General features: G+C 60.6%; 19 protein-coding genes. 11 read left to right on the top strand and 8 right to left on the bottom strand.

Annotated elements, in window-relative coordinates:
* The first annotated feature begins 4 nt into the window (after positions 1–4).
* The 5 genes from AWB77_RS25360 to AWB77_RS25340 are packed head-to-tail and all read left to right on the top strand — an operon-like array spanning position 5 to position 3,966.
* The gene (locus AWB77_RS25360) at positions 5–1,141 is read left to right on the top strand and encodes an acyl-CoA dehydrogenase family protein (RefSeq protein ID WP_244158645.1); all 1,137 of its coding nucleotides are present in this window, start codon (positions 5–7) and stop codon (positions 1,139–1,141) included.
* A 35-nt stretch (positions 1,142–1,176) separates the two neighbouring features.
* Complete coding sequence (locus AWB77_RS25355; RefSeq protein WP_061137202.1) at positions 1,177–1,554, top strand: hypothetical protein; 378 nt, start codon at positions 1,177–1,179, stop codon at positions 1,552–1,554.
* A 4-nt stretch (positions 1,555–1,558) separates the two neighbouring features.
* Positions 1,559–2,077: a nuclear transport factor 2 family protein gene (locus tag AWB77_RS25350; RefSeq protein ID WP_061137201.1), complete on the top strand. Its 519-nt coding sequence runs from the start codon at positions 1,559–1,561 to the stop codon at positions 2,075–2,077.
* Positions 2,074–3,210: an amidase gene (locus AWB77_RS25345; protein WP_061137200.1), complete on the top strand. Its 1,137-nt coding sequence runs from the start codon at positions 2,074–2,076 to the stop codon at positions 3,208–3,210. Before AWB77_RS25350 ends, AWB77_RS25345 begins: the two co-directional genes overlap by 4 nt.
* A gap of 12 nt (positions 3,211–3,222) precedes the next feature.
* The gene (locus AWB77_RS25340) at positions 3,223–3,966 is read left to right on the top strand and encodes an SDR family NAD(P)-dependent oxidoreductase (RefSeq protein WP_061137199.1); all 744 of its coding nucleotides are present in this window, start codon (positions 3,223–3,225) and stop codon (positions 3,964–3,966) included.
* A gap of 8 nt (positions 3,967–3,974) precedes the next feature.
* Here AWB77_RS25340 and AWB77_RS25335 read toward each other — a convergent pair whose 3' ends face one another.
* Positions 3,975–4,607, bottom strand: a complete 633-nt coding sequence (locus tag AWB77_RS25335) for a response regulator transcription factor (protein WP_061137198.1) — start codon at positions 4,605–4,607, stop codon at positions 3,975–3,977.
* Positions 4,608–4,896: 289 nt separating this feature from the next.
* Between AWB77_RS25335 and hpaC the strand changes: the two genes are divergently transcribed.
* A complete protein-coding gene (gene hpaC / locus AWB77_RS25330) occupies positions 4,897–5,433 on the top strand; it encodes a 4-hydroxyphenylacetate 3-monooxygenase, reductase component (RefSeq protein ID WP_061137197.1) in 537 nt (178 codons plus the stop codon).
* A gap of 24 nt (positions 5,434–5,457) precedes the next feature.
* On the opposite strand, the gene uraD is transcribed toward hpaC, so the two are convergent.
* On the bottom strand, positions 5,458–5,982 hold the full coding sequence (gene uraD, locus AWB77_RS25325; protein ID WP_061137196.1) for a 2-oxo-4-hydroxy-4-carboxy-5-ureidoimidazoline decarboxylase: 525 nt from the start codon (positions 5,980–5,982) through the stop codon (positions 5,458–5,460).
* 109 nt (positions 5,983–6,091) lie between these two features.
* Positions 6,092–7,039, bottom strand: coding sequence for a LysR family transcriptional regulator (locus tag AWB77_RS25320; RefSeq protein ID WP_061137243.1), 948 nt, complete (start codon positions 7,037–7,039; stop codon positions 6,092–6,094).
* Between the two features lie 288 nt (positions 7,040–7,327).
* Between AWB77_RS25320 and AWB77_RS25315 the strand changes: the two genes are divergently transcribed.
* The 4 genes from AWB77_RS25315 (at position 7,328) to AWB77_RS25300 (ending at position 10,306) form a co-directional block, all read left to right on the top strand.
* Positions 7,328–8,668, top strand: a complete 1,341-nt coding sequence (locus AWB77_RS25315) for an MFS transporter (protein WP_061137195.1) — start codon at positions 7,328–7,330, stop codon at positions 8,666–8,668.
* A gap of 1 nt (position 8,669) precedes the next feature.
* The gene (locus AWB77_RS25310) at positions 8,670–9,185 is read left to right on the top strand and encodes a hydroxyisourate hydrolase (protein WP_061137194.1); all 516 of its coding nucleotides are present in this window, start codon (positions 8,670–8,672) and stop codon (positions 9,183–9,185) included.
* 38 nt (positions 9,186–9,223) lie between these two features.
* Positions 9,224–9,562 carry a hydroxyisourate hydrolase gene (gene uraH / locus AWB77_RS25305; RefSeq protein WP_061137193.1) on the top strand — a complete coding sequence of 113 codons (339 nt, stop codon included), beginning with the start codon at positions 9,224–9,226 and terminating at the stop codon, positions 9,560–9,562.
* A 249-nt stretch (positions 9,563–9,811) separates the two neighbouring features.
* Positions 9,812–10,306: an H-NS family nucleoid-associated regulatory protein gene (locus tag AWB77_RS25300; RefSeq protein WP_061137192.1), complete on the top strand. Its 495-nt coding sequence runs from the start codon at positions 9,812–9,814 to the stop codon at positions 10,304–10,306.
* Positions 10,307–10,381: 75 nt separating this feature from the next.
* Here the strand turns inward: AWB77_RS25300 and AWB77_RS25295 are convergent, their stop codons facing one another.
* The 5 genes from AWB77_RS25295 to AWB77_RS25275 all read right to left on the bottom strand — a co-directional run bounded on the left by AWB77_RS25295 (position 10,382) and on the right by AWB77_RS25275 (position 16,174).
* On the bottom strand, positions 10,382–10,783 hold the full coding sequence (locus tag AWB77_RS25295; RefSeq protein WP_061137191.1) for a VOC family protein: 402 nt from the start codon (positions 10,781–10,783) through the stop codon (positions 10,382–10,384).
* A 116-nt stretch (positions 10,784–10,899) separates the two neighbouring features.
* Entirely contained in the window at positions 10,900–11,325 is a 426-nt protein-coding gene (locus AWB77_RS25290) for an organic hydroperoxide resistance protein (protein ID WP_061137190.1), read from the bottom strand.
* Positions 11,326–11,508: 183 nt separating this feature from the next.
* A complete protein-coding gene (locus AWB77_RS25285) occupies positions 11,509–13,314 on the bottom strand; it encodes an alpha/beta fold hydrolase (RefSeq protein WP_063936561.1) in 1,806 nt (601 codons plus the stop codon).
* Positions 13,315–13,595: 281 nt separating this feature from the next.
* A complete protein-coding gene (locus tag AWB77_RS25280) occupies positions 13,596–14,603 on the bottom strand; it encodes a PDR/VanB family oxidoreductase (RefSeq protein ID WP_061137189.1) in 1,008 nt (335 codons plus the stop codon).
* Positions 14,604–14,632: 29 nt separating this feature from the next.
* Positions 14,633–16,174, bottom strand: coding sequence for a Rieske 2Fe-2S domain-containing protein (locus AWB77_RS25275; RefSeq protein WP_061137188.1), 1,542 nt, complete (start codon positions 16,172–16,174; stop codon positions 14,633–14,635).
* A 221-nt stretch (positions 16,175–16,395) separates the two neighbouring features.
* On the opposite strand from AWB77_RS25275, the gene AWB77_RS25270 reads away from it, so the two are divergent.
* Positions 16,396–17,088, top strand: a complete 693-nt coding sequence (locus tag AWB77_RS25270) for a GntR family transcriptional regulator (protein WP_061137187.1) — start codon at positions 16,396–16,398, stop codon at positions 17,086–17,088.
* Positions 17,089–17,160 lie beyond the last annotated feature (72 nt).

Genomic DNA, 17,160 nt, shown 5'->3' with positions numbered 1-17,160 from the left:
CGCTATGTCCAATCAAACCGATAAGCTCACACTCGACGATGTCATCGCCGAAATCGCGCAGCGCCGTGACGAATTCGATCGGCTGTCGCACGTGCCGCGCGATGTCATCGATATGTTCAAGCGCGTCGGCATCTATCGTGCAGCAACACCAAAGCGCTTTGGCGGCGATGCGCGCGCGCCCGGTGAATTCCTCGACATGATCGAACGCATCGCTGTCGCCGATGGCTCCGCGGCATGGGTCGCGAGCTTCGGTTCCGCCAATCTCTATCTTGCCGCGTTGCCAATCGCGACGCAGGCATCGATTTATGCGGACGGACCCGATCAGGTCTTCGCGGGCGGCCTCTTCCCGGTACAAAACGCACAACCCGCGCCGGGCGGATATCGCGTGAACGGCACGTGGAAATTCGCGAGCGGCTGCAAGGGCGCGGACTGGCTCGGCGTGGGCATCGGCACTGGCAAGACCGGCGAAGCGCCGGGCAAACCGCGCACTGCGGTGTTTCGTCCCGCACAGGTCGAGATCGTCGAGAGCTGGAACGTCGTCGGCATGCAGGGCACGGGCAGTCATGACTTGCGCGTCACGAATCAGTTCGTCGCGGAAGACTGGACTTTCGTGCGCGGCGGTGCATCGATGGTCGATGAGCCCCTCTATCGCTATCCGACCATCGCTTATGCCGCGCAAGTGCTCGCCGTCGTGAATCTCGGTCTCGCACGCGCTGCGCTCGATGTCGCGAATCATATGGCCGGCGGGCGCAAGACGACGACCGGCGCGCCGCAACTCGCCGATCGCGCGTATTACCGCATCGAGCTTGCAAAGGCCGAGGCGCAATTGCGTTCCGCCCGCGCGTTCTTCTACGACACGACCGACGATGCCTGGCAGTCGATTCTCGCGGGCAATGAAGTCACGCCCGAGCAAGCGAGCCTCTTGCGTCTTTCCGCCACGCAGATCGCACGCGAAGGCGCGGATGTCGTGAATCGCGCATATCGACTCGGCGGAACGATGGCGATCTATCGCACGCATCCATTGCAACGCCTGATGCGCGATGCGATGGTCGTCACACAACACGCATTTCTCGGAGAAGGAAATTACGACGGCGCTGGCGCTGTCTTTGTCGGTGTCCCGCCGATTCCGGGTTATCTCTGATCCAATTCATCGCATGACAAAAGGAGTAATGCCTCATGACCGATAACATCAATCTGCCGTTGCGCGTTTTGTTCTGCTGCGGCGTCACGCAAAACTTCTTCGACTTGCCGCGCGAACAAATCGGCGAAGTATGGCAAGCCTACGGCAAGATGCTCGCCGCGATCGAAGCGATGGACAACGTGCGCGTGCTCGGCGTGATGGACGATGACCGGCTCGTCGTCGGTCAGTCCGATGGTGCACCGTGGACGTTCTACATCATGGCCGATGTCGCCGATTTCGAAACCGCCGTTGCCGTGTGCAATCTCTATCGCACGACGCCCGTCGGTGAGTACAACCTGTGGCGCTACGGAAAGATCGAGGCGCGCGTCGGACGTGCGTTAGCGGTCCCGCCCGCCGCCGCGAATAACGCTTGACGCCATGACGCAAATCACTATCGATGCATTACTCGCGCGACTCTGTGCGCTGGAAGCGCAGAACGAAGTGCGAAAGACGATCGCGCGGTATATGGCGCTGTGCGATGTGCCTGGCTCGTCGTTCGAAGGCGAATCGCTCGCCGCGCTTTTCACCAATGATGCCGTGTGGGAAGGCATCGGGCCGCAATACGCGCATAAGTTCGGGCGGCTGCAAGGACGCGCTGCAATCGTCGACATGCTTCAAAGTTATCTGCCACCCGCGCCGCATTTTTCGACGAATGTGCATTTTCTGACGTCGGAGCATATCGAGATTGAAGGCAATAAAGCCAAGGGGCGCTGGATCATGTTGCAGGCGTCCGGTTATGTCGATGAAACAGCGCAACTCATCGCGGCGCGGCTGGAGATCGATTTCGAGCCTTCCAATCGAGATGCAGATCAGCCGTGGCTGATCCGGCATTTCCGCACCGAGCGTCTCTTCGATGCGCCCTGGCAAGTGAATCCTCGCAAGGAGACGAGCGCATGAGCGCATTCATCAGCGAGTTCGATCTACGCGGACACGACGATACCGATGGTCCATCCATCGCGATCAAGGACAGCATCGATATAGCAGGTTATCCGACGACGGCCGCAAGCCGCGCGCTCGCCGATGCGCCTGCCGCCACCGAACATGCTGAGGTCGTGCAGCGTCTTCTCGATGCGGGCTGGCGCATCAACGGCAAAGCCAACATGCATGAGCTCGCGTTCGGCATGACCGGCATCAACGATTTCACCGGGACGCCGATCAATCCGCAAGACGCGGCCCGCATTCCCGGCGGCTCGTCGAGTGGCTCGGCGTCGGCTGTAGGACTCGGCCTCGTCGATGCCGCGCTCGGCACCGATACGGGCGGCTCGGTGCGTGGACCGGCGGCCTGCTGCGGCGTGATCGGATTGAAGCCGACGTTCGGCCGCGTATCGCGACGCGGCGTCGCGCCTGTCGAAAGCACGCTCGATTGCGTCGGCCCGTTCGCGCGGCACATGCGCGTGCTGATCGATGCAATGACTGCGATCGATCCGTCTTTCGATGCGTACAGCGCGCGGCGAAACGCATCGGCGCTTCGTGTCGGCATCGTTGCGGCAGTCGCGGAGGAAAGTATCCGAAATGCCGTCGATGACGCCGTGCATCGCGCGGGACTTGCCGCGCGCAATATCGAACTCAATTCGATGGACGATGCCTTTCGCGCCGGTCTCGCCGTGATCAATGCAGAGACATGGCATGCGTTCGGGCATCTCGTCGAGACGGGCAAGCTCGGTGCGGACCTCGATGCGCGGTTGCGCGGCGCAGCCAACACGACCGCCGCCGATCTCGCCGCCGCCGAAGACGTGAGGCGCATCTTCACGGCCGCCGTGGATCGCGCGCTCGAAGCCGTCGACGTGCTCGTGCTTCCCACTCTGCCCGCGTTTCCGATCACGCTCGAAGCCGCGCGTGCCGGAGCATCGGTGATTGCGATGTCGTCGTTGATCAGGCCGTTCAATCTCAGCGGACATCCTGCGTTGAGCTTTCCGGTTCGTGTCGAAGGTGCATCGCTCAAAGCGGGTCTGCAGATCGTCGGGCGCAAGGGCGCGGACGAAAACGTCTGCGCGGTCGCGGCGCATATCGAAGCCGCGCTCGCTCAATAAGGGAACTGGAACATGTCGAACAGAATCGCGCTTGTCACGGGCGCGGCACGCGGACTCGGCGCGGCGGTTGCGCGCCGCTTTCATGCTGCGGGCTACAAGGTCGCCTTGGCCGATATCGCCATCGATGCAACGCAGGCACTCGCACGCGAACTCGATACGGATCAAGGCAGCGCATGCGCAATCGAATTGGACGTCACATCGAAGGCGCATTTCGAGCGCGCGCGCGATGCCGTGCATGAACGCTGGGGCCGTATCGATGTGCTGGTCAACAACGCGGGCGCATCGAAAGTCGTGCCTGTAATGGAAATTACCGCGGAGCAATTCGATCAGGTCATCGACATCAATCTGCGCAGCGTGCTATTCGGCTGTCAAGTTTTCGGCCGCTATTTTGCGGATCGCGGCGCGGGGCGCATCGTCAATATCGCATCGCTCGCGGGACAAAACGGCGGCTCCGCGACGGGCGCGCATTACGCGGCCGCAAAGGGCGGCGCGATCACGCTGACCAAAGTATTCGCGCGCGATCTCGCCGCGCAAGGCGTAACCGTCAACGCGATATCGCCCGGCCCGCTCGATCTTCCGATCGTGCACGAGAGCGTGCCCGCCGACAAGCTCGACAAGGTGATCGCGGGCATTCCCGTAGGACGTTTGGGCTCGGCCGATTACATCGCCAATGTCGCGGTGCTGCTTGCGTCGCCCGATGCGTACTTCGCTAACGGCGCATGCTGGGACGTGAACGGCGGCCTGTATATGCGCTGACGTGCGATTCAAGCGAGCTCGTCGCCGGGCGGGCTCCATACTTCGAGCACGTCGCGCACGAGCGTGGCAATGGATGCCGCACCGAGCTTGTCCTTGATGCTCGCGCGATGCACGTCGACCGTCTTCACGCTGATCGACAGATCGGCGGCAATGCGCTTGCTCGGCTTGCCTTCGATCACGCCGCGCAGGACTTCCTTCTCGCGCGCGGTCAATGATTCGACACGCTCGCGCAATTCGCGTTGCCGCTGATCCTTCGCGTGACGTTGCGTCGCCAGTTTCATCGCACGCTGCACGCGCTCGAGCATCTGCTGCGAGTTATAAGGCTTCTCGACGAAATCGATCGCGCCATGCTGAAGCGCGCGCACGGACATCGGGATATCGCCGTGTCCGCTCACGAAGATGATGGGCAAGGTCGCGCCGCGCCGGTTGAGTTCGGCCTGTACGTCGAAGCCGCTCGTCTCGGGCATGCGCACATCGAGCACGAGACACGCGGGACGGCGCACGTCGAATGCGCGCAGAAAATCGGCTGCGTTCGCGAATCCCTCCGACTTCACGCCGACCGAATCGAGCAGCCATGCGAGCGACGTGCGCATGCCGTTATCGTCGTCGACGATATACACCACGGGAGCGGAAGCATTCATTGCGATGGCTCTTTCTCTACATGCATCGGGGACCATGCGGGCCTTCGAATCCGGCCGTCTCGTCGCAAGGTCCCGTTATCGGAAGCGCCAATGATAACCAGCCGGAAATCGCTGCGAAAGTCCCTTTATTACTTCGAATTCGCGGCATAGGTAAAAGCTTTAGTGCGCTGGGTAACCACCCGCGCAGGGCGGCGGAACGTGCGGATTTTTTTTGTGCGGTTCAGCGCGTACGCTTGATCGGCGATTTGATATACACAACCTGAACATGAAACAAACAGGAGACGCTCCCATGTCCGCGCTGCCCCGTCCCGACCTTTCCGACATCGATCAGGCGCGCAAGCTCTTTCGGCAAGCCATGGCCCATCTGGGCGCCGCGGTGAACGTCATCACGACGATGGGCTCGCATGGCCGCTGCGGCATTACCGCAAGCGCCGTGTGCTCGGTCACGGATGCGCCACCCACGCTGCTCGTTTGCATCAATCGTTCGAGCACGATGCATGCGGCCTTCGTGAACAATCGCAATGTGTGCGTGAACGTGTTGCCCGGTCACCTCGAACAGATCGCGCGGCACTTCGCGGGACTCACGCCGTTGTCGATGGACGAACGCTTTTCGCTACCCGTATGGGACGAAGGCGCGAACGGCGTGCCGGTGCTGCGCGACGCGCTCGCAAGCCTGCAAGGCACCATCGTCGAAGCGAAGGAAGTAGGCTCGCATTCGGTGATGTTCGTGCAGACGACGGCGATTCGCGTGCGCGACGACGGCGACAGCCTGATCTATTTCGACCGCAATTTCCATCGCGTGCCGCGCGTGTGCGCTGCGCAGTGATGTGCAAAGGCGTCTTCGCGTCGCTCAATTGAGCGCGTGAAGACGCGCGTTCAATCGCGCGCGCGTGATAGCCGCGATCTGCGCGAGGGCCTCATCGAGCTCCTGCTGCGTGCTGCGTCCGATGCGTCTCTCGAGCGCGCTGAAAATGCCTTCGCGCGTGTAATGCCGCACGCAGATAATGAACGGAAAGCCGTGCCGCTCGAGATACGCCGCATTGAGTCGATCGAGCGACGCTTCCTGCTCGTTCGACATCGCATCGAGCCCCGCGCTCTTCTGCTCGGCATCGGAATCCGCCGTCATCGTTCCTGAATGAATGTTCGCTCCGGACAAGAGCGGATGCAGGTTCAGGAATGCGCGCTGGCTTTGGTCGTCGAGATTGCGGATGACATCCATCATCGCATCATGCAAGGCCGTGGCGGACGCGAATGGCCGCACGCTCCACGCGCCTTCCGCCGCTTGCGGAAAGTGCTCGAACACGCTGGCGAATGCGCCGACGAAGCCGGCGTGATCGAGCGAATTGACCGGCGCGAGATTGATCGAATGCGACATGAACGGCTCTCCTATAGGCATCGATGACGATTCGTGCCGAGTATAGGAAGCATGCGGGCGCGCCGCGAGACAGCCGATCCTATTGACCGCATAACAGAACGCGATAGCGCTATGTCCGATACATATCGCGCAACGCGCGCAACTCCTGAGATGCCGCCGTCAACATGCCGCGCAGCCATACGTGCGACGCGGAGCGATGCCGCGACGGATGCCATAACTGATAGAAGCGCATGAATGGAAATTCGATCGGCGGTTCCAACACGGCAAGCGGAAGATGCTGCGCGTGATGATTGGCGAAATGCCGTCCTGTCGTGAGGATGAGATCGGTGCCTGGAATGAGACTGGGCGCGAGATTGAAATACGGACAGCTCACGCGGTTATCGCGATGCACGCGCATGGTGCTGAGCCCCGTATCGACGACGCCGCGCTGATCGCGGGAATACGGCGTCGGCACGATATGCGATGCGCTCAGATAGTCCTCGGCATCGAACTTGCCTGATTGCGCGTAGATGCTGTCGCGCGCGACGACGCACACGACGTCGTCCTCCAGCAGCACCGACAGGTGCAGATGTTCCGGCGGATTGGGCCAGTTGCCGATCACGATATCCGGCGCGCCTTCGGAAAGCCCTTGTTCGTAGTTGAATGAAGCCGAGAGCGGCACCGCGACGAGGCGCGCGCGTGGTGCAGCACGCCGGAATTCACGCACCACATGGGCGAAAAAAGGCGGCGCGAGATAGTCGGGCATGCCGACGGTGAAGCTTTGCTCCGTGGTTGCAGGATCGAAATGATCGTCCGATACGAGCAGGTTATCGAGCGCACTCAATGCGGCCTGCGCGCTTTGCGCGAGTTGTATTGCGCGCTCGGTCGGCACCATCGCGTTCTTTTCGCGCGTGAGCAAGGGGTCGTTGAAGATGGCGCGCAGCCGCTTGAGCGCCGAGCTGATGGCCGGTTGCGACTGGTTCATACGAATGGCCGTGCGCGACACGCTGCGTTCGCCGATCAGCGTGCACAGCACGCGCAGCAGATAGGTATCGAATGGATCGTCGGTGCGATTCATGATGAGTTTCGTGTCCATGTTATTCGCGTGGCTGCGCCGCCATTTTGCCAGCGGCGATCGCCAGAACCGTTTCATGCAAGCCGCGCTAGGGTAATCCATAAGTGCCCGGCGGCGCTGCGCAATACCGTGTGAAGCCGCGCCACGCAAGGCGTTGCAACCTATATACATGTTGCTATGGGGCTTATTGGCCCGTCCCCCGTTCCCGATTTTTTGACCGTTTCTATACTTGCTTCCAACCGAACGCACGGCCTTGTCCGCGCGACGCAAACCGACTGGAAAGGAGAAACCATGTCGCTCATCAAACAGGAGATGCCGGTCTTCGCGAGCGCGGCGGAAAGCGCTGAAGCAAGCGTCTATCGCAAGGTCTCATGGCGCCTGCTGCCGTTTCTCGGCGTGCTGTGGGTGCTCGCATGGCTGGATCGTGTGAACATCGGCTTCGCCAAGCTGCAGATGCTGGACTCGCTGCATTTCAGCGAAGCGGTATATGGTCTCGGCGCGGGCATCTTCTTTCTCGGCTACTTTCTCTTCGAAGTGCCGTCGAACATGCTCTTGCAGAAGATCGGCGCGAAAAAGACGATCATGCGAATCACGATCTGCTGGGGCGTCATATGCATGCTGCAAACGCATGTCAGCACGCCCACGCAGTTCTATGTCTTGCGGTTCCTGCTCGGCGCATTCGAAGCGGGCTTCTATCCCGGCGTCATCCTCTACCTGACGTACTGGTATCCGTCGCAACGGCGTGCACGGGCATTCGGCACGTTCATGTCGGCGTCGGCAATCGCGGGCGTACTCGGCGGTCCTCTCGCCGGCTGGATCATGACGTCGATGAGCGGCGTGCATGGCATGCACGGCTGGCAGTGGCTCTTCATCATCGAAGGCATTCCTTCGGTGCTCGCCGGCGTGTTCGCGTACTTCTACATGACTGATAAGCCCGAGCAGGCGCGCTGGCTTTCCGACGATGAAAAACGCGTCGTGCTCGATGCCTTGCGGCGTGACAATGCCGCGATGGGCGAGCGCGGTCACGACTGGCGCTCGCTCTTCAAGAACCGCAAGGTGTGGCTGCTGATCGCGATCTTCTTCTGCCTGCTGTGCGCAAATTCGACGCTCACGTTCTGGATTCCCACGGTCATCAAGGACGTCGGCATCAGCACGCCGATGGCGGTCGGCTGGATCGCGGCGGTGGCGTATCTGTGCGGCGCGGCCGGCATGATCGTCAACGGTGCGCACTCGGACCGCAGCAACGAAGTGCGCTGGCACTTCAGCGGCGCGGCCATCATCGGCGGCGTAGCGATGGCGGTGCTCGCCGTGCTGATGGGCTTCGACAAGATCTCGCCAGTCATTGCATTGCTGGCCATGACGGCGTCGCTCGTGGGCACGATGAGTGCGATTCCCGTTTTTTGGCAATTGCCGAATCGATATCTCGCGGGCAGCGCGGCGGCGATCGGCGTGGCGCTCATCAACTCCGTTTCCAATCTCGCGGGCTTCGGCGCGCCCTATGTGATGGGCCTCATCAAGAACGCAACGGGCAGAGTCACGACCGGCCTGTATCTCGTTGCCGTGATCGAAGTTCTGGCCGCGGTGCTCGTCATGATCGGCATTCGCAAACTCGGCAACGAACAAGAGGCCTGACATGCGCGACAAAGACACGACTGCGGCTTTCGATGCGAGCCGCCGACGTTTTGCCCTGACATCCGTCGCGCTCGGCGGCAGCATGCTGATGCCGAAAGCCGCGCTTGCCGCCGATGCGCCCGCACCGAATCAGACGACGGGCCCCGTGCAACAGGACGGTCTGAGCCCGCGTCTTACGATGCACGGCCTCGACACATGGCACGGCACGCCCGCCGCGGGCATGCGCGTCGATCTGTTCGCAATCGGTGACGCCAACGCGAAGCTGTTGCAGACGATCACGCTTGCCGCGAGCGGCCGCAGCGAACCGCCGCTGCTGATCGGCGAGACCTATCGCGCCGGTACATATGAGTTGTTGCTGCATGCCGATGAATACTTCGCCGCGCGCAAGGCGAATCTGCCGCAACCGCTGTTCCTTTCGAAGATTCCACTTCGTTTTCGCATCACCGATGTCAATCAACGCATTCATCTGCCCGTGCTGTTCGGACCGTGGAGCTATAACTACTACCGCGGCAGTTGAGCCGGAAATAAACGAAACGCGAAAAAAGGAGAAGCAACATGGCCGCAGGCATCACCACACATGTACTCGACGTCGCGCTCGGCAAGCCCGCCGCCGGGATGCAGATCGAACTGTTCGATATCGGCACGCAGCCGCCGACGCTGCTCGCGCGCACGCGCACCAATCGCGACGGGCGCACCGATTCGCCGATCCTTCCGGCGGCGCGCGCGCGCGCGGGCGATTTCGAGTTGCGCTTCTGGGTGGCCGATTACTTCAAGACGCCCGACGTCTTCGCCGATGTCGTTCCGGTGCGCTTCACGCTCGCCGATGCGGCGCAGCACTATCACGTGCCGCTGCTTTGTTCGCCATGGAGCTTCGGCACTTATCGCGGAAGTTGACTCAAGCGCTATTCCACTCCTTCGGCCGCCCAACGAACAAAATACGCAAGAATTGAAACAAGCAAGTCGATAGCTTTTGCTTTCCTGATTCTGCTCCATAGCAATTTTTATCCACAATGTGCGTCTCGCCACTTACCGTCTTGAAGCGATTTAATAGACTGTCACTTGCCACTTTTTTACACGAATTTACTCTAGCGAATTGCAAGTGCGCATGGCATAGTGCAAGCGACAATCTATTAGAGGTAAGTCATGTCGACGCTGGAAAGTATTCAGGCACGTATCGAAGCACTTCAGGCGAAAGCTGATGCGCTCGTCGCCAAACAATCGGAAAGCGCGCTGCAAAAGATTCATGATCTGATGTCGAGTCACGGATTGACCGTCTCTGACATCGAGCAATATTCCGGAAAGGGCAATAGAGCACGCCGGAAGAATTCGGCTAAAAAACAAGGCACGGTTGCTTATCGGGATCCGAAGACGGGCGCGACGTGGAGTGGCCGCGGACGCGCGCCGGGATGGATCGCAAATGCAAAGGACCGTAGCAAGTTTGCAGTCGGCGCCTCCACGCAAGGCGCGAAGACAAAAGGCAATGCGCGCGCCGCAGTCAAGAGCAAAAGAAAGGGACAACCGCGCGGTCCTCAACCCGCGCTCTATCGCGATCCGCAAAGCGGCGCAACGTGGAGCGGTCGCGGCCGCGCGCCCGCATGGCTTGCATCGGTCGAAGACCGCACGCCTTTTCTGATCTGATCGCCTGATAGGGAAATCTACATGCGGCGGAGTTCTTCCACGACTCCGCCGTTTTTATTGCGCACGCGTTTAAATCTATATGCGAGGATCGAAAGTGAATTCGATTCGTATGCCGCCCGGCTCGTAAATCATCATGTGCCGCTTCGGCCCTGCGCCTAACAACTCCGGCACGAATTCCACCGTCACGCCTGGCCATGCCGAGACGCGTTCCAGAATCGTCGTCAGCGAAGCTTCGTCGGTGGCGCGGAACGCGAGATGATGAAGCCCGATATTCTTTCGCCGATCGAAAGCAATTGGCGCCGCTTCTTCCTTTACCTGCCATAACGTAACCAGCAGCTTCCCGTCCGAAACGAACACGGCCGGATATTCGGCACGCTCTCCCACCTTTTGCCAGCCGAGACATTCGACGAAGAAGTCGCGCGTCGCGTCGAGATTGCGCACGGTGAGACCTACGTGATCGATTCCAGATGTCAGCATCGTTTCCTCCGCATGTCGATTACATGACGCGTTCCAATCCGTTAGCAACTTATCCCTTTTCGCTGCCGGAGTTCGAGCGTTCACTCGCGAAGAGAACGCTGGAACGCTCGATACGCTTAGGCCAGCGTTAGTTTGACGTCGATGTTATTGCGCGTCGCATTCGAATACGGACATACGATGTGCGCCTTGTCTACGAGCGCCTGTGCCTCGCTTCGGTCCATGCCGGGCAGCGATATCTTCAATTCGACTTCGATGCCGAAGCCGTCCGGGATTTGGCCGATGCCCACGCTGCCATCCACGGCGACGTCTTTCGGCAACGTGATCTTGTCGCGAGCGGCGACGAACTTGATCGCGCCAATGAAGCATGCGCTATAACCTGCGGCGAAAAGTTGTTCGGGATTCGTGCCATCGCCGCCACCGCCGCCGAGTTCTTTCGGGGTTGTCAGTTTGAGATCGAGATTGCTTTCGGGCACGGTCGCGCGGCCATCGCGTCCGCCGGTGACGTGGGCATGTGCACGGTATAGAACCTTTTCGATCGACATCTCCAGACTCCTATGCGTTGTGTTGAGCCGCCCTCGCGACACGCATGTGCCAGACGAAAGCCGCTGACGGGAATTTTCGATGGAACACCGCCCCGCAAGGAAGCGGACTCCAATGTCGAAGAATACCGAAGACGCGGCGAACCCGCTGAACCGTGCGCGATGCACCCGAAACATCCGCTTCGGTCACAACACAACGGATTCCCTGGTCGAAAAAACCGGATCGGCGACGGGGGAAGTCGTTTCTTTCGCGATGCGCTCGCACAATGCGACGACGTGCGCCGATCCGCTCGACATGAAGAGAGCGTGATCGAGGTCCGGAAAGACCGCCATTCGCACGGAAGGAAAGCGCGATAACCTCGCGCCTTGTCTGCCGAAATGCGCGGCGATAAGATCCATGCCCGCATCGTATGCGCCATAGACGAGCACAGTCTTCACGCCCTTTGCATCGAGCGCGCGCATGATCGGCGCGGGCTCGGTCGCGAGTGCGGGCGGCGTGCTGCTCAGTCGATCGAGCCCGAGCATGTCGACGACGCGTGAGCGTGCGCGCGTCGCCATGTAGTCGAGCACGAAGCGCAGTACGCGCGTCAATTGCTTTTCGCCCCGCAGGATAGCTTTCCATTTTTGCGGATCGAGCATCGAGAATGCATAGCCTGCCATTGAATTGCGCGTCGATTGACGCAAGCCATCCGGCGCGACATCCGCGGGCCGTTTGAACGTCGGCAGATTCACTGTGACGACGCCATTGATCGCATCTTCGACCAGCGCCGCCTTGAGCGCGTGATATGCGCCCGAGCAGACGCCGAACGAGAAGATCGACCTGAAGCCCTGCCGCGAGAGCCAACGTGCGGCGGCTGCGGTGTCCTCGGTTGCGATCGGGTTATAGATGCGGCCGAATGCCGTATCCGATTGCACTTCGCCCGGCGCGGCCGGACTATCGCCCCGGCCCCGCGCATCGAATCGCAATGACGCAATGCCGCGCCGTGCCAGTTCGCGCGCGATACGCACCGATAACCGGCTGTCGCCCATGCGCGCGCTCGCGGAGGTATTCGCTATCAGAAACACCGAACCGCGCGTCGATCTGGTGCGCGGCTCGCACAAGATGCCGAATAGCTTTTCATCGCCGATACGCACCGGACGCTCGACCGCTTCGGGTGTGTCGATCTTCAATGCGGGCCAGTCATCGGCATCGCGCACAAAAGCCGCCCGCGTGGCCGATGATGCAGCGCCCGCGATCCACTCCACGACCTCGGCAAACGCGGCTTTCGGCAATGCGTTGAAGGCGGTTTCCTGAAGAAAGCCCGTGAGATCTTCGAATGGACGCGCCTGCGCTTCGACGCCTTTCGCCGCCAGCGCATCGCGCAGCGGGTCGGTGCCGCCCGACTTCAGGTTCATGATCAAAGCGCGTCGTGCCGGCGCCGATGCCGCGCCTTGCACCTGCGCGACGAGATCGATCGCCTGCAGCGACTCTCTGAATCCGTCGCCATAGACCTGACCCAGCACGTTGAGCGGTGCATCGTCCTGCTGCATGTCGCGCAATGGCGGTGCAAGCAATTCGATCCACGTCTTGCGCACGATGCTCAACTCGCGCATATACAAGCGACCGCTCGACACAGGCGCGAGAAGAACGAGCTCATCGACGGGACGACGCAATGCCGCAGCGAGCGCGAACGCTGCGCCCACGCGAAAACCGCATAACGTGACGCGTTCCGCGCCTGCGGAAGTTCTCAGCCAGTCGACGGCCGCACTGACGTCATCGACTGATGATTCGAACTGGTCGGGTGCGAGATCGGCGCCCGCCGAGTCGCCCGTGCCCATATAGTCGAAGCGCAGCACTGAAATGCCGCGCGCAGCCAGCGCATCCGCGAGATAGCGCATGCCGCTGTAAGTCCACACGTATTCATGCCCAAACGTGTTGCAGAGCACTACGCCGTGGGTGCCGCCGCCTTCATGCAACCATCCGAAGCGGTTCCCGAATACAACCGGTCTCATATCGATATCGTCCTCGTCTTGGCCGGCATGCACAACACACGCCCCTTGATGAGCCATTCGACAACCCCGCGACGGGATCGCGAGGTATTGAGACAATTATATTAAGCGTCTCCTTCGTAACACGTTTGACACGAAAGAATGTGTGCAAACGAACTACCTATTGGCGCATAAGGCATAGCTTGTGTTGTCCGCCGCGCATAACTTCAACGAGAAGTTGTCGGCATAACGTCAGGTTCGCTTGCCCGCCTCCTCATATTCCATTGAAGAATATCGATAGTCCGTCACAGGTCCAGCACGAGTACCTTGCTCGTCGCCCGCGATACGCACGCGGTCAGATACTCCACCCTTTCTTCGTCACTCATGATGCAGTCGTTGTGTTCCACTTCGCCTTCGAGATAACGCACCTTGCACGTGCCGCACAAGCCCGCGCAACACGATGTCTCCATCGTTACGCCCGCTTCCAGAAGTGCATCGGCGATGCTTTGATCCTTCGAGACCTCGATCTCCTGTCCCGTGCTCGCGACGCGCACGATGAAGCTATCGTTAGCATCGTTGGCTGCGTGCTCGGCGGAGCCGCGCTCGGGCGCCTTGAAATGCTCGAAGTGAACAGTTCCCGCGGGCCAGTGCTGCGCCGCCTCCGCGCAAGCTTTCATGAAGCCGCCCGGACCGCAATAGTAGACATGTTCGCCGTCCGCCGGCGCGTTGAGCAAGTCGCGGATGTCGAGGCCGGCAGATGGATCGCCGCCATCGAAATGAAGATGCAGTCGTCCGCTTGCTCGCATCGGCTCGAACTCCTCCGCGAACGCCGCGCTCCGTTCATCTTTCGCGCAGTAGTGCATCTCGTAGTCGATGCCCGCATCGTCGAGTTGATGGGCCATTGCCTTCAAAGGCGTGACGCCGATGCCGCCCGCAATCAGCAGCACGCGGCGCGCACCCTCGACGAGACGAAAGTTGTTGCGCGGCCGGCTCACGCGCACGATATCCTGCACGCGCAATTGTTCGTGAAGCGCTTTGGAACCGCCGCGTCCGCGCTCGTCGCGCAATACGGCAATCACATAACGATGCCGTTCGCGCGGCGCATTGCAGATCGAATATTGCCGCACGACGCCGCCCGAGAGATGAATGTCGAGATGCGCGCCCGCCGCGAAAGGCGGCAAAGGCGCGCCTTCCGGATCGACGAGTTCGTATGAATTGATGCCCCTGCCTTCGAAACGAACCTGACGCACGAGCAGAGTCAGTGTCTGTTCCTGCACACCCGCGACAGGGTTCGATTTAATTTGTGTTGACATGATCGACGTTCCTCGATTCGATGCGCGTCTCACTGTTTCATCGACTGTTCGAGTTCTTCGAAGCGCTCGCGCACGAATGCCGCGCGCGCCTCGCCCTTGAGTGTCTCGCTCTCCGCGATGATCGCGACGATCTGCTTCGTCACCTTGCGACGCCGCACGACCTCCTCTTCGACCGTTTCGCCTTCGGGAATCTCGAACACGTTGCCCGAGCAGAAGCTATTCGGCGCGCCGGCATTGTCGCGGAACCATTCCGCGAAGTCATGCGCCGATGCCGCCGGATTCGAACCGCGCACTGCATCGCGCAGCATCTTGCGAAAGAGGAAGACACCCGCGTCGAACTTGGTCGGGTTTTCGAGCGCATGCACGGCGATCGGCCGCTGGCTGATGATCGCCTCGTAGTCGCCGGGCGCGTATTGCGCCTGCTTGTAATTCGCGCGCTCGCGATGATTCGCTGGAATTGGGACGATATCGTCGATCGTGTAGTCGCCGAAGCGCTCGGGTCGACGCATCGCGACTTGCCCGTCGAGAAAGTCGATCGACTCGTAGCCGACGAGTTCCTTCTTGCCGATACCGCGCGTATCGATTCCGGGTCCCATCACGCGCCAGCCGATCATCTTGCTGTTCTCGTCGTCGACAGGAACTGTCCAGCGGATGATGTGGAAGCGGCTGAAGAGTTTCTTCTTCGATCCATCCTCCGATGTATAAGCATGCAGACTCAGATTCGGCAACACCTGATGCTGTACGCGCACGAAGAGACGATCCTTGTTTACGCGACGCGCACCGGCGCATGCGAGACTGCGGCCTTGCTGCACCGGTTGGAAGTGCATGTCGGGCGCGACTTCCATCGATGCCGCGCCGACTTCATCGAATGTCGTTCCCTGGAAATGTCCTTTCACGACGTTCTTCGCAGCATGCAATGCGGTTGGATGAAAGTTATCGGCGGCGTTGTCCTGCACCTGAAGCCAGTTGCAATGCTGGAAATTGCTATACGGAACGAGCTCGTCGCCGGGCATCACGGTGTAATCGCCTTCCCACTCGGGAAAAGGCGGCTCGTTCTCGGGCGGTCCCATATAAGCGAATACGAGGCCGTGCCGCTCCACGGCCTTATACGCGCCCTGTCGAATGGAGCATGCGTACTTTTCGGCTTCCTTTTCTTCGCCTTTGGGAAACGGCACATGCAGACATGCACCGTCCACGTCGAAGACCATGCCGTGATAGCAGCACATGATGCCGCGTTCCTGGATCGCACCGTATTCGAGCGATGCGCCACGGTGCGCGCAATGCGCGTGCAGCAGACCGACGCGTCCGCTGCCGTCGCGAAACGCCACGAGTTCTTCGTTGAGTATCTTGAGAAAGCGCGGCGTGTCGGTCAGTTCGATCGACATGCAGACCGGATGCCAGAACGCACGCATGTATTCGCCCATCGGCGTGCCGGGCCCGGTCTCCGTCAGTTCCGGGTCGTGGCCCGGAACCTTGTTCACGTAATAGCCGCCGTACGGCACGAGTTTCTTGATGGTGGCCGCGCCGCCGCTGCTCTTCTGGCCTTCCAGCTTGTCCGATTTGATGGTCATGGGGAATCCTGTTTGGAGTGAGTTGAAATGCAATCGATGTCTGAAATCTGAACTTCGTTTTCCGAATTCCGAACTCTGTATACAAAGATTAGCGGCGCGATGCGGCGTTGTCTCTATGGGTAAACGTGAACGCAATCTGGCACGCGTCGTTGCGCGTTGACGTTTCGTGCCGGCGCGCTGTAACCTTGTCGTATTCTGTATCCAGAAATGCGTCGAAGATCATGCCCGCCAAACTTCTCAAGCTTCAGGCTCGCACCGACTACGTGGACGAAGTCTACAAAGTGCTGCTGGACGCCATCAGTTCCGGTTCGCTCGCGCCCGGCACGCGCATCACGCAGGAAGAGATCGCCGAGCAGCTCGCGGTGTCGCGTTCGCCCGTTCTTCAGGCGCTGCGCCTGCTGAAGAAAGACGGCCTCGTCATCGACGCCCCCGGGCGCGGCCTGCTCGTGACACCGCTCGATCCCGCCTGGATCAGCCATCTCTACGAGATTCGCGGCGCGCTCGACTCGCTCGCCGCGCGTCTCGCAGCCGGGCGAGGCGCGAAAATCGATCGGGCGATCATCGCCAACGGCCGTCGCGCATCGAAGAGCGATGACGTGAAAGCGATGATCGATGCCGACATGGCCTTCCATAACGCGATCTATACGGCCTCCGGCAATCCGCTGATCGCCGAGACTGCGCAGATGCACTGGGTTCATTTGCGCCGCGTGATGGGCGCCGTGCTGCAGGCATCGGGACAACGCAAATCGATCTGGGACGAGCATGCGGCTATCGCGGCGGCCATTGCCGAAGGCGATGGACAGCGCGCAGCCGAGCTCACCGATCTGCACACCGCCAACGCGCGCAAGAATCTCGTCGAACGGCTCGGCCTCGTGCTGAGCGAACAACGCGAACAGGAATCGGGCGCCTCGTGATCTCGGGATGTCGCCACGCAGGTCATAGACGAAGAAAGCCCCATTTTCATGGGGCTTTTACGCACGGCCCGC

The organism is Caballeronia fortuita (assembly GCF_001544835.2).
Lineage (GTDB): Bacteria > Pseudomonadota > Gammaproteobacteria > Burkholderiales > Burkholderiaceae > Caballeronia > Caballeronia fortuita.
Note: the sequence above shows the minus strand (reverse complement) of the source record. Positions and strands in the feature narration are given on the sequence as shown.